General features: G+C 37.3%; 6 protein-coding genes and 2 tRNA genes. 4 read left to right on the top strand and 4 right to left on the bottom strand.

Going from position 1 to position 13,457, the window contains the following annotated elements; genetic code table 11:
- Positions 1–119: 119 nt before the first annotated feature.
- Positions 120–2,705, bottom strand: a complete 2,586-nt coding sequence (locus NBC122_RS02730; protein WP_133438903.1) for a putative LPS assembly protein LptD — start codon at positions 2,703–2,705, stop codon at positions 120–122.
- 66 nt (positions 2,706–2,771) lie between these two features.
- Between NBC122_RS02730 and NBC122_RS02725 the strand changes: the two genes are divergently transcribed.
- The 4 genes from NBC122_RS02725 (at position 2,772) to NBC122_RS02710 (ending at position 4,637) form a co-directional block, all read left to right on the top strand.
- Positions 2,772–4,061, top strand: a complete 1,290-nt coding sequence (locus NBC122_RS02725; protein WP_133438902.1) for an N-acetylmuramoyl-L-alanine amidase family protein — start codon at positions 2,772–2,774, stop codon at positions 4,059–4,061.
- 60 nt (positions 4,062–4,121) lie between these two features.
- A tRNA-Glu gene (locus tag NBC122_RS02720) sits at positions 4,122–4,193 on the top strand.
- Positions 4,194–4,282: 89 nt separating this feature from the next.
- On the top strand, positions 4,283–4,537 hold the full coding sequence (rpsT, locus tag NBC122_RS02715) for a 30S ribosomal protein S20 (protein WP_133438901.1): 255 nt from the start codon (positions 4,283–4,285) through the stop codon (positions 4,535–4,537).
- A gap of 25 nt (positions 4,538–4,562) precedes the next feature.
- A tRNA-Glu gene (locus NBC122_RS02710) sits at positions 4,563–4,637 on the top strand.
- Between the two features lie 396 nt (positions 4,638–5,033).
- On the opposite strand, the gene NBC122_RS02705 is transcribed toward NBC122_RS02710, so the two are convergent.
- The 3 genes from NBC122_RS02705 to NBC122_RS02695 all read right to left on the bottom strand — a co-directional run bounded on the left by NBC122_RS02705 (position 5,034) and on the right by NBC122_RS02695 (position 13,330).
- A complete protein-coding gene (locus NBC122_RS02705; RefSeq protein WP_133438900.1) occupies positions 5,034–5,945 on the bottom strand; it encodes a YihY/virulence factor BrkB family protein in 912 nt (303 codons plus the stop codon).
- Between the two features lie 102 nt (positions 5,946–6,047).
- Complete coding sequence (gene tamL, locus NBC122_RS02700; protein ID WP_133438899.1) at positions 6,048–8,393, bottom strand: translocation and assembly module lipoprotein TamL; 2,346 nt, start codon at positions 8,391–8,393, stop codon at positions 6,048–6,050.
- The gene (locus NBC122_RS02695) at positions 8,393–13,330 is read right to left on the bottom strand and encodes a translocation/assembly module TamB domain-containing protein (protein ID WP_133441038.1); all 4,938 of its coding nucleotides are present in this window, start codon (positions 13,328–13,330) and stop codon (positions 8,393–8,395) included. Before NBC122_RS02695 ends, tamL begins: the two co-directional genes overlap by 1 nt.
- Positions 13,331–13,457 lie beyond the last annotated feature (127 nt).

The following is a 13,457-nucleotide window of genomic DNA, read 5'->3' as shown; positions in this document are numbered from 1 at the left end:
TAGTTTTTTTAAGTCATATGGAATCGCCTCTATTTGTGTTTGTTTACAGTATTTGATAATGGCGATTTCATAGGATTGATTTTTGGCAAATATAAAACTAAAGTTTAATTCTTTAAAATTTAAAATGGCGCATTGGGTTGGGTGAAACTTCGGTCCTTATATTTCACTGCATCACGCAGAATGTTGGCTTTGATTCCGATAAAGAAATCGTACACTTTGTACTGTCCATAGGGAATCCAGTTAAAGTTGATGGTAAAACTTCTTTGGTCACGGGAGAATCCTAACTGCGTGGTCGCGATTTCTTTGGTGACAATATCGTAATATAAGTTTCCTGTGATATTCCAAAAAGGCGTTAATTTAATGCTGCCATCTAGTCCTAATGACGCTACATTGTTCCCGAATCGGGTTAAGGTTCGGGTGTAACCATACTGTGCATTTACATTTAAAGTCCAGGGCTGTTTAAATCTGGCGTAATGATCTTCATCAAAATAATAATCTTCATTCCGTATTTCTCCTTTGGTTTTATATTTCTTCGCGAGTTCTTCTTTTTCACCAAAGATGGCTTCACTCAACGGATAAGAAAGTTGTGCATTGAAACCCTGTATGCTGAAATGTCCGAAGTTTTCTGTTCTGATGCCGGTTTCACTTCCTGGGGCAAAAATAATCTGATAGGGCTCCAATGTTAAGTTGGTGTTCAAATTCAATTTTTCAAATAAGGTGGTTTGTCCGCTGAAACTGAACAGCGACCATTTATGATTGGGTGCCGCGAAATTGTAATTGGTATTGAAATTTAAACTTTCAAAAATCTTAAGCTTCTTCGTTCCGGTAGAGTCTTTTTTAGACTTTACTTTCATCTCTAAATTATTATTGACCGAAAAACTTAGCGCCTGTACTAAACCTGAGTTGGGAGAGCCAATAATCCCGCGGTCAAAAATAGAGTAGGGCGTCATTTCCCCACGGTCATTATAATAATTTTTATAATATCCGAAACTGGCCGCAGAAAAATCCGGCGAATAACTGAAGCCGATCTGCGGCGTCATCATGTGACGAATCGCCTGAATGGATGAATTTTTTTTGAAATTTAACATTCCGTACAGAACAGTCTGTAAACTCGTGCTGGTGGAGAAAGAAGAATATCCTGCGATTTTATTGTTTAGCAGATCCTCTACTTTATTGGTAAGTGGGTTGTAATTTCTCGTCAGTGTTTTGGTGGTCAGCGCATTATCTACATTCGCAGAAACCGAGAATGTGAAAAATTTCGCAATAGTGGTATTGGTTCCTAAGGTAATGTTGTTTCGGAGTCCGGTTTGCATTTTATCCCACATCGCTTTGGTAAACAGCTCGCCCTCATTTGTCTGCACGTAATTATTCAGGTTCAGCCCTGTATTTACCGTAATGTTTTCTAATAAGCCTTGTCGGATTCCCGTCTTTGGTTTGAATAAATAAAACTGGTTGATCGCCACATTCATGAGCGGAAGTTTTAAATCTGATAAACCGGTCGAGAAATTCTGAGAATAAGAAGAAGTTCCTGTAATGGTGACCGGTAAAGTCAGAAATCTTTTAACAATACTGACTGATGAATTCTGTTGCGCGTTGAGGTTGTTTTGATTAAAGGCGTAATTATTATTTACGGTATTATTATAGAACTTGTTGCTCACCACATCCACGGATGCCGAGAAAGTAAGAAATGGATTGGCTTTGGAGTCCTGCTGGTGTCGCCACGCAATCCGGTACGTTCCGGTTTTGGAATAATCGGCAAGACCCTTTATCCCACGTACAGTTGTTCCCATATCCGCAGAAAAGTTCCCCGTATATTTGTAATTCTTTTTATAATTGATTTCAGGTTTTAAATTCCAGCTTCCTTTGGTATAGAGGTCGGCCAGAATTTTGAAATCAAAATGTTCCCCGATTGGTTGGTAATAGCCCAGAGAATTCAGGAAAAATCCAACATCTTCTCTTTCACCAAAACTTGGAATTAAAATCCCTGCGCTTCTTTTATCCGAAAAGGGTAAAATCGCAAACGGCATAATCAAAGGCGTAGGAACCTGTTCGATATACATCTGAATCGGTCCGGTAATGACCTGCGATTTATTTTTTCCTTTAATTAATTTAATGTTGGGAGCGAGCAAATAGTAATCCGCGATCGTATCTTTTTTCTTGATGAAATATTCGTCGGTGGTATATTTTCCTCTTTTCATAAAGAAGACCGAATCGTTATATTTCTTTGTTTTTTCGGCAACGATTACCCCTTCGCTTTCCTCAGTCCGGGCATTGAAAGCGATTGCCTGGCGGGTTTTGATGTTGTAGGTGAACTCATCGTACTCGTAAGTTTTGCCTCCCTGAATGGCGGCTGCAGGTTTTATAATCTTCCCCAAAGAATCGAGTTCTCCTCTTGCAAAGACCAGCGACTTGTCCCAGTCAATAGAGATGTAATCGGCATCGATGGTCATGTCCTGGTATTTCACCTGCGCATTTTTGTTCAGGTAGGTCATCTTTTTTGGGATGTCGTTTCTGGTGCGGTCGGCTTTTGTTTTCACCACTGCTTGCAACTGTTCTTTCTTTAGAACAACCGTATCAGATTTGGGTACAGTCTTAGCAACTATCTTATTTCCAGTCAAATTTTGAGCATGCAGATGTGCTAAAAAATTGTTAAAAATTAGGATAATTAAAACGAGAGGTATATTTTTGAAGCCAGTTTTGACCAAAGCGCTTTTATTCTATTATATATTATATATTGCCGTCAAAATTAATATAAATTTTAAAATTTACCGATGATTACTGATAGTTTTTCTTTTAAAAAATATTTATTCCTTTTTTTCTCATTGATATTTATTCTTCCCAGTGCTCAAAAAAAGTTCACGATTGTCCTGGATGCGGGGCATGGTGGCTCTGATCATGGGGCAAACAGGTATTACAGTGAACTTGGAACTTTACGGGAAAAAGATGTTACCCTGGCTGTGGTATTGAAATTAGGGCGTATGCTCGAAAAAAGCAAGGATTTTAAAATCATATACACCCGGAAAATCGATGAATTTCCGTCATTAACCGATCGGACTACCTTAGCGAACCGGAGTAAAGCAGATTTATTCGTCTCCGTTCACTGCAATGCAAGTACGAAAACTTCGCCATATGGAACCGAAACCTTTGTGCAGGGTCCAGATCAGAATAAAACAAATCTTGAAGTGGCCAAAGCAGAAAATGATGTGATTTTCCTGGATGAAAAAGACCGCGAGACCTTTGCTTCGTACGATCCGAAATCTCCTGAATCATTAATTGCGCTTAAAATTCAGCAAAGTAAATATTTAGAAAGCAGTCTTCTCTTCGGCAGTTTTGTAGAAGGGAATTTTGAAAAAAAGAATCAGCGGTTTTCGCGGGGAGTAAAACAACAGAATCTTCACGTGCTGCGGTTAAACGCGATGCCTTCTGTTTTAATTGAAACCGGTTTCATCAGTAATTACGAGGAAGGAATGTATTTGGCCTCGGACAAGGGTCAAAATGAAATTGCGGAAAGTATTTATGACGCTATTGTAAGTTATAAAAAAGCGATTGAAAGAAATGGAAGCATTGTAAATGTGCCAAAAGAACCAGAGAGGCCGGCAGAAATCGCTTTGAAAAATGATTTCAGAATTTTACTGATGTCATCACCGATGAAGTATAACAGCAGTGATCCGGCTTTAAAAGGCCTGAATTACGTTCTAACGATCAAAGACAATGATTTGTATAAGTATTATTATAGCGTGACTAATTTGGCCTCTGTTCGGGATAATAATTTAAAAACGGTTAAAGATGCCGGCTTTAAAAATGCTGTGGCGATATCATTTGTACCCCATCAGAAATTAGGTATTGGTTATTATACTTTAGAAGTTGCGGTGAGTGATCAGAAATTAAGTGCCAATTCTGCGGTGCTCAATACCTTGAAAGACGTGATCCGCACAAAGGAGAAAGGCAAGTTCTACTATACCTACGGCAAGTTTTCCAGTTTAGAAGAAGCGGTAAAAGTGCAAAATGATCTGGAGGGAAAAGGAATTAATAATTCGGTGATTCAAAAAATTTCAAGATAATTTTGAAAAAATGTTGCAGGATTAAAAACTAATTTCTATTTTTGCAGTCCTCAAAGCAAAGGCCTATTCGTCTAGTGGTAAGGACTCAAGATTTTCAGTCTTGCAACAGGGGTTCGATTCCCTTATAGGCTACTAAAGATGAAAGTTTTTGAAAAGTTTATTAAAAAAGATTTTGTAATTAAAAAAAGATTATTATCTTTGCACCCAAGTTTTAAGAAGATATGGCAAATCATAAATCAGCTCTGAAAAGAATCAGACAAAGCGAAAAGAGAAGAGTAATAAACAGATATTACCACAAGACTGCTAGAACGGTTTTGAAAGTATTGAGAAATGAAGAAGATAAAGCTGCCGCTACCTTACAGTTGCCATCAGTAATCTCTTTGTTAGACAAGTTGGTGAAGAAAAACATCATCCACAAAAACAAGGCGGCCAACCTTAAAAGTAAGTTGACTAAGCACGTTAATAAATTAGCGTAATTATATAAAAAAGCAAAGACGCACTGGCCCGTTCGTCTATCGGTTAGGACCTCAGGTTTTCATCCTGGTAAGAGGGGTTCGACTCCCCTACGGGCTACCAAACTTCCGAAATTAATTTTTCGGAAGTTTTTTTTGTGCCCTGTTCATAGGTTTGTCTAAATTTACAATATCATGGAACCAACTTAGGATATCAATGTTTTAATAAATGCTTGCATTTCTCAAGGCGATGAGCTTTTTATCACGCAGGTTAAAGAAAAATGATCAACATAATTTCAAAAAGCGGCATTATTCACTATCATTTTTCGCTGCACAATTTATTTCTTGCTGATAAAAAGTTGTCTTATTATTGTAGACTAATCATCAGCAAAAAAAAAGTTGGCTTATTATTGTAGACTAATCATCAGCAAATTCTATCAAAATATTTTAATTCCAGCCAAAAAAACCTGTGATGAATATAATCGTTACAGGTTTTTAGGTCTTTCCGAGGAGGATTAAGTTATTCTTTTAATGATTCGTGATATAGTTTTTCTGCACTCCATTTTGCATGGCGGGACGGCACGATCTTAATTCCTTTGTTCCGGGAGTACACTTTAGTAAATTCTGCGCCAAAAAAGATGAGCATACAGGAGTAATTAATCCACATCATAATTAAAACGATTGTTCCTGCGGTCCCGAAAGCGGAGGTTGGTTTCAGTTCTGAAAAGTAAAGACTGAGCAAAAACTTGCCGACGGTAAAAAGAAGTGCCGTAAGAAATGCGCCCGGCCAAACCGCTTTCCATGAAATTTCTGCATCCGGAAGAACCTTAAACATAAAAGCGAAAACCAGGATGACCAGAATAAATCCAGACAAATAATTCACGGTCTCCATTAAAACATAGGTTTCAAATCCTAACCGAAACATGATGAAATTATTCAGCAGGCTGATCAGGGAAGAAAGAACCATCGTAATCATTAATAAAAAACCAATCACGATAATCATTCCCAGAGAATTGGCGCGGTCGAGTAAAAATTTGATAATGGCTTTTTTCGGTGCTGCTTCTACATCCCAAAGTTTATTTAATGATTTTTGAAGCTGAAAGAAAACAGTCGTTCCACCGTAAATCAGCGAAGCGACTCCCAATGCTTTCATGAAGATATTCTGCCGGTCTATCAACGCTCCTGCGATCATGTCCTCGATACTTTGGGCGGCATCCTGTCCCATCACACTGTTGATCTGATGGCTGATTTCACCACGAATGGCTTCTTCCCCGAAAAAGTTTCCGGCAATCCAAATAATGATAATCAATAATCCCGGAATCGAAAAAATCGCATAATAGGCCAAACTCGCAGCGTCTTTACCCGCCGGCGAGTTATTCCATTCGGTGAAGGTTTCCATTAAAGTCGTCCATAAAAAAGTTAACTTCTTCATCTCATTATCTTTTTTTTAGAGTAAAACACTTATTTTTTTTACCATAGAGTTACCAAAGAATACTTCAAAAAGTAATGTGGTCTAACTTTTTTCATCAAATTATCAGAAAGGATAACCAATTGCGATATTCAAAATCAAATTGTCTTTTCTCCAGGCACTGCTTCCAAAATCAATTTTATTAAAAGTCCAGCGGTCGCCTTCTTCATAATAAGGAATGCGGAGAGGCATTGCCAAATCCAGTCTTAAAATAAGAATTGAAAAGTCAAGTCTTAATCCGACGCCGGCACCAACTGCGATTTCTTTTACAAAGTCTTTGGAGAATTTTCCACCCGGACGGGTAAGATCCTCATTCACGAGCCAGACATTTCCTGCATCAGCGAATACGGCGGCATTTAAAAACTTATAAATATTCGCGCGGTATTCTGCATTCAGTTCTAATTTAATATCTCCGGACTGATCAAAAAAGAAAGACGCATTTTGGATTCTTGGATCATAACTTCCCGGCCCTAAAGTTCTGGCTCTGAAGGAACGAATACTATTACTTCCGCCCACAAAGAACTGTTTTACGTAAGGCATTGTCATTGAATTTCCGTAAGGATATCCGATTCCTGCAATAAACCGCGTAGCAATAGTACTTTTATCGTTCACCTTTCTGTAATATCTGAAATCATGTTCCATCTTCGCATATTGACTGAAAGGAATATTGAAAAGTTCTTTTTGTTTTCCGGCTTTTGCATCGGCGCCACTCACTAAACCGGTGATTGTTCCTGCCAAATCTGCACTTCCTTTATAATAGAAAGTGTTCTTTTTCGGAAGCATCGTATTGGTATAGGTGTAACTGTAAGTGGGACCAAAAATCAATTGTTTGTCAATTACTCTTTGAAGCGATGGATTTGCCGGGATTTCTTTCGATGGATTTCCCTTAATTTGTTCCAGATACTTCTCTGTTACCTTTTGTGGGGCAACAACGGTTACATCCAAAATTTTTAATTCATGTTCCTTTCTTTCGTTTTCTTTCCAAAGATATCCGAATGAAGTAGTGAAACTGTGCAAAGTGTACAATTGAGTTCTGCTCAGATATTCATAACCGATATTGATGTTCGTTCGCGGAACATAAGCACTTGAAGAATGAAATCGGAACGGCGCCACAATTCTCGGAATAGAAAGTTGCGCATTGGCACCGACTCTGACAATATTGTTTGCGTCTTTTGGACCGCCGACCTGAACATCTGCTGCGCCATAAATAGCCGCTTTTAACTGTTCAGCGCCGCGGAAAAAATTCCGGTGCGTCCAGTTCAGATTAACTTCTCCACCGGTATAATTGGCGGAATTGGTTTTTCCTAAAGTTTCTAAACGCAAAGACTGAAAAGGTCTCGGTGTCAAAAGATAATATGCATCAAATTGATGATTCAGTGAATCTGAAACGATAAACTCATTTTTCACAAATTTGAAAACGCCTAAACTGATCAGTCGGTTCAATGAAAGATTGTGGTCTGTTCGGTTGTACAGATCTCCTTTGTCAAAATAAAGCGTACGGTCGAAAATTTTCGGTTTGAATTTATTTTTAGGATCGATGATGTGAATGTTGTTGTATATTTCTACAGAATCGGTATTATAAGGAACTCCATATTTCCCCAGTTTTACGTCTCTGATATCATAATCTGCAAAAACGATCGTTTTGTCTATCGTGAACTGGTCTTTTGCCAATGCCGGCGTATTGTTTTTCAGTTTTACGAAAAGTTCAACTTCAGGTTTTTTGGTCACGGTACTGTCTGCCTGAACAATAATATTATCAGGACTGAAATAATAAAAACCACGGTTTTTTAGATGTTCATCAATTCGCTCACGCTCTGCTTTGATTATGTCTAAATCGGAAGGATTTCCTGTTTTTAAAAAAGTTTTATCCTTTATCGATTGGATTTCAGAATTGATAACGGTAGAATCTTCGGGGAAATTAACTTTGCTGATCAAATATCTTGCACCAGGTTTTAAGGTGTAAATAACCTGCGCTTTTTTATTTTTAGAAATGGTGTCTGATGACGCTTTTGCATTAAAAAAACCTTTGTTTTCAGAATAATTTACGATGATCTTTTTATTGAATTCCCGATCGACATCACCCAGCAAAACGGGTTTTTCTCCGATTTTATATTTCAGCCAGTAGCCAATTCCTTTTTGTTTTTTAGGTTCTTTGGTGATATTGTAAATGTAAAGTTTAGGCCTTAAACCTAAAAAAGAAGAATTCGGTTTCGGGCGAAGTTGCTCCTGAATCGCTTCTTTTAAATTTGATTTTTCTTTTTTTGAGAGCGTATCATTTTTAATGTTGATTTTCGCGCCGGTGTATAACATTTGACCTTCCTGCAGAAATTTAGTATTGCTACAGGATGAAATTAGGAATGCCAAAGAAAGTGTCGTGACTATTTTATAATAAGAATTGTTCAGTTTTATCATTATTTTGAAGACGTATTTTGTTTTCTGAAATTTTTATTTTTCCTGGAACGTTCGAATATTTCCCTGAATTGATCATAATCTAAGGTGATGACAAATCCAACTCCGGTTTCGATAATCTGTCCTTGCAAGGCGACCTGATAATCGTTTTTACGGTAAGCACGCAGCATGTATCTGCCGTTTTTAGAAAGACTGTAATCCAAAGTAATATCGCCTGCGATACTGGTCATCTGTTCATTTTGTCTGGCATCTCCTTCCAAAGCGAAATTGTTTCCCACCGTCACTTTTAGGCGGTCATCAAATAATCTTTTGGTCAGGCCGACATTCAGATCGGTTTTTTCATTTTTATTGCCGCTGGAATAATCTTCAGTGGATTCCAGATCAAAATTCAATTCTACGCCACCAATTAAATCCGAAGCCAAATTGTTCAGCTGATCCGATAAAATCCGACTCACACTTTGTTTCGCTAAAGTAGAAGCCGACAAACCGGTTTCACTTTGGAAAGGGTTTTCACCCACGAATCTGTTTAAAAGAAGCAAGGCAAAAACCTGTTTATTCATTTCGGATTCCTCGCGCCGCAACTGATCGAGTTTCGCCGTCGTATTGTCAATCACTTCAGAAGAGACAGAATTGTTTTCCTTAGAAGTGGTGATGTCAAAAGTAATCACAGGTTTCAGCAATTCACCTTTCATGATCAGTAAAGTGTTGAAGGGTATTCTTTGCTTGTACTGATTGAGTTCGCTGGCAGAAGCGGTGGCCAGTTGCTGCTGTAATAAATCGAGTGGCGCCGCATCCGTTTTGTACACTGCGGTAATGTCTAAGTTCGCCGTCATCGGTTCGCCTGTCCAGGTAATGGTGCTTCCTTTTTCGATTTCAAATTTTCTTTTCAGTAAACTTACCGACATTTCGTACGCTCCTTTTTCAACCTGATAAATGCCGACTAAAGTTGTTTTTCCCGAAGGATCGATGCCGCCCGTTAACTGTGCTTCACCTTGAAGTTTTACAAAATCACCATTCGCCTGATCGATAATTAAAGAGATTTTCGCTTCTTTAACGACTTCGATATTCACGTTCACGTCCATTCCTTTAATTTGGCTTTGGTCGGTTAGTGAATCTGCTTTAATAGTTTTTTGTAAAGCAATTTGATCTTGATCAATGAATTCTACAATTCCTTCACGCTCTTGCAAAGCAGGTGAAGATTGCGGTAAAACAAAAGTGAAATCGGTTTTATCGGTCACCTTTAAATTTCCGTCAACCTTTGGTAAATCCAGATTACCACGGATTTTTAAATCTGCATTCATCGCGAGAACGCCATACATTATTTTGTCGTTGTCTTTTTCAGAATCGACTACTTTAAAGTTTCTCGCTTTTACATCTAAGTTAAAAGCAAAATCCTTATACGTTTTGGTAAGCACGGCTCCGTCGATTACAATGGCATTTCCGGATTCGTCTTTAATTTTAAAACTATCGAAATCAATTCCACGGTTGGTGAATTTTATTTCATCATTAATGTTTTTAAAACGGCTTCCCAATTGGGTTAGTCCCAGACCAACTTCGTTAAATTTAATTCCGCCCAAAATATTTGGCGCATCGGTTTTTCCGCTTATTTTTAAATTTCCGGAAAGATAACCTTCAGCTTTTTCAATGGCATTCATCGAGAATCCCTGAACCGTTTTCATTTGAAGCTGATTCATGTTGAGGTTCATATCCAAATCGCTGGATTTGGTATTGTAAGTTCCTCCCAGTTTTACATCATTATCAAAGCCGGAAAGTGCGATATCTGCACGGATTAAATCCGAAGATTGGTTATTGGCTTTAATTTCTAAATTCCCGGCCGGACTTCCGTAAACATACAAATCAGTCACATCAATATCTGACGTAAAAGTCATATTGTTTTGCAAGTCGCGGATTTGTGCAGTTCCATTAATATTCCCTTTTGCCAGAAGCGAATCTTTTTTAATGAGTTCCGTTACCGTTTCAATCTTGAAGTTTTTAATGTCAATATTGAGCGGACTGTTTGGAATATTTGTTTCAGATTGAACACTTATTTCACTTCCGTTATTTGAAATTGCAAAGTTATTAGCCAAAATTCCTTTGCTGCTTAACTGGATAAAGTTATCAGATGAAACTTGCCAGTTGTTGTAATTCAAAGTTAAACCATCAGGATTTAAACTGATTTTGGTAAGGTCGCCGATTTTTTCAACATTTCCCGCAACTAAAAATTTAGTAACGTCTTTCTGGTCTTTGGTAGAAGCGTTGTAGGAGATGAGATTGTCTTTAATGTCGCCATTTAAACTTAATTTCATTAAAGCAATTTTTTCATTTTTAAAGTCTGCCAGTTTCACATCATACACCAAGGCGTCATTCAAATTATTAATGGTTAAAACGCCGCCGCTGATTTTATTCGCACCGTAAGTCACTTGCGGAATTTGTCCGCTGACTTCTAATTTCCGGGAATCGGCATTATAATTTCCAGCCAAAGTGATCGGTTCAAATTCCGTTAATTCTGGAACAAATTTCCGAAGTAAATTATCGTCTTTAATTTTAGCATTAAAAGTAAAAAACTGGTTTGAATCGATTTTTTCAACTTTCGTTCCCGGCTTTTGAAACTGATAATATTGGTTAATCGTGTTTTGCAGCGAACCTAAGATTTGTGTCAATTTATATTTCCCTGTCAAATCGATATCTGCGATTTGGGATTGCAGTGTAATTTGATTCTGATCTGCGGTTGAAACAGCTTTTAGAGAAACTTCCTGCAACGGAAAAATATCTTTGGTGTCAGAAATCGCAAAGTTTTTTAAATTCAAATATCCGTTCGGAGCGTCGGGATTTAAACTCGTGAAATCGCCGTCGATATCTCCGGCCAAAATCATTTGATCTTCGTAAAAACCGAGTTGGTGTAAATCCAGTTTTCGGATCGTTCCTTTCACTTTAATGGTAGGTTCTTTTTGCGAAAAATTACCGGAAGCCAATAATTTTAAGTCCGCATTTGGATCTTTAGAATCGAGATTAACAACATAAGCGCCATGATTTATTTTTCCGTTCAGCGCCATATTTTGGTACGTATAACCTTTGTAAGCAACCGATTTGATGTTTCCTTTAATGTCGGCATTCGCTTTATTGGGATCGAAATTTTGTCCTTTCACCGCGATTTGTCCGGTGATGGAACCAACATCTTTATTCTGAATAATTTTTCCGATTTGTAAATTTTGCAGGTTCGCCCGAACATCGTAACGTTCCTGATTTTTACGTTTCATATCGACTGATGCTCGAATTCCGGCATTTCCTAAAGTGGAAATTACGACCAGATTTGTATTGACAATCTGAGTGGTTCCTTTTGCTGTTCCGGCAATTTTAAAATGGGAAGGAAGCGTAATATTAGTAGGAATCGTATTTTTTGGAACTAAATTATAAATAGTTTTTGCAGACGAAGAAAGTTCCCGAACATTTAAATCATAATATAAATGGTCTGTATTCATCGCGTTTTTAATCGTTCCTGAAGCCTTAACTTTTAACTGGTCAATTCCCGAAAGTTGCAGGTTTTGAATCAGTAAATCATTGACCGTTCCTTTCAGTCTGGCATCAATATTCAGAATCGCATTCGGATATTTATCAAATGGAACTGTATTTTTTAAAGTTGGAACGAGCATTAAAATATCTGAAAAACCAACTTTAGATTTTTGGATGTTAGCCGAAATTTTCACTGCGCCAGGATTCGCTGAAAGTTGTTCAATTGAATTATAATTTAAAACAACTTCATCACGCAAAATGGTTTTTGGAGTTTGCAGATACAGTTCTTTCAAATACGCTTGTTGATCTTCAAACACGAAATCGGTGGTGAATTTCTGAATATATAAGCCACGACTTTCCTTAATTTCTGCTGATTTTATAGTTCCGGCAAAGCTTCTGTCTTTCATTTTGAAATCAGAAAGAACGACATCCATTTTAGAAAAACTCAGGTGATTGAAGTCCATTCCACTTTTGGTATGAGCAATCGCGGTATTATCGTAAATTACTTTTACATCGTCTAAAACTAATTTATTCAGTAAAAGCGCTAATGACTTTTCGTCTGTTGAGGTGGAAACTTTTTCTTCTTTTTTCGGATGGGCATTTTGCGCCGGCAGAAATAATTTGGCATTAATGTCTGCTCCTTTTAAATACAGATTTTCAATTCCGAAATTGCTGTTCTCTAAATCGAGTTGATTTATTTTCGTGCTTAATTCTTTGAAAATAATTTTAGTAAAAGTTTTGGTATTGTCGTCGCCGTAATCAATATTGAAATTGGTGAGTTTAATTTTATTTAAACCTAATTTCAGCGGACTTTGTTGTTTTAAAGAATCAACTTTTTCTACAACTTTATTGGCAACTTCTTCGACTAAATCCTGTTTCAATTTCAATCGCAATCCATCCATATTGATGTCATTCACTGCGTAATTATTTTTTTTGAGATCGAAAGTTTTTACGCTGGTGTCAAATGATTTAAAGTAAAGATTAATGTCATTCCGGGATTGATTATCAATAAATGAAATCCCAATATCTTTAAGTTTAATTTTATCCAAAGAAATAATAAACGGTTTCGAAGTAGTCTGCTCTTCATCTTTGGTAGCAAAAGCATCGATGATATAATCGAAATTAAAAGTGCCGTTTTCGTTGCGGACTACATTTGCTTTCACCCCTTCTAAATCGACAGAAGTAATATCAGCCGTGTTTTTGAGAAGTTTAGGAATATTTAAACCAACATCCAGTTTTCGGGCAAATAAGAGCGTGTCTACCTTTTGACCTTGTATGTACAGATTTTCCATCACCAAACTATTGGGGAAGCTGACATAAACACGGTCTAAAATCACTTTAGTTTTTATTTTTTTTTCCAGATAATTCACCAGTTTTCCTTTGGCAAAATTCTGAACAGAAGGGAATTGTAAACTGAAAACCAGGACCATCAATAACACCAGTAAAGAGGCGATGAAGATTCCGGTGTACTTTAAAATCTTATGATAAATATTCACAAATTAGAGTTTGAGGTGATTACAAAAATACATTTTTCTAAAGGAGGACAATGAACGAAAC

It is taken from the genome of Chryseobacterium salivictor (assembly GCF_004359195.1).
Classification (GTDB): domain Bacteria; phylum Bacteroidota; class Bacteroidia; order Flavobacteriales; family Weeksellaceae; genus Kaistella; species Kaistella salivictor.
Note: the sequence above shows the minus strand (reverse complement) of the source record. Positions and strands in the feature narration are given on the sequence as shown.

Coding starts and splice junctions, on each gene's coding strand:
- NBC122_RS02705 (WP_133438900.1), bottom strand. CDS start 5,945: ATGAAGAAGTTAACTTTTTTATGGACGACTTTAATGGAAACCTTCACC.
- NBC122_RS02725 (WP_133438902.1), top strand. CDS start 2,772: ATGATTACTGATAGTTTTTCTTTTAAAAAATATTTATTCCTTTTTTTC.
- rpsT (WP_133438901.1), top strand. CDS start 4,283: ATGGCAAATCATAAATCAGCTCTGAAAAGAATCAGACAAAGCGAAAAG.
- NBC122_RS02695 (WP_133441038.1), bottom strand. CDS start 13,330: ATGGTCCTGGTTTTCAGTTTACAATTCCCTTCTGTTCAGAATTTTGCC.
- tamL (WP_133438899.1), bottom strand. CDS start 8,393: ATGATAAAACTGAACAATTCTTATTATAAAATAGTCACGACACTTTCT.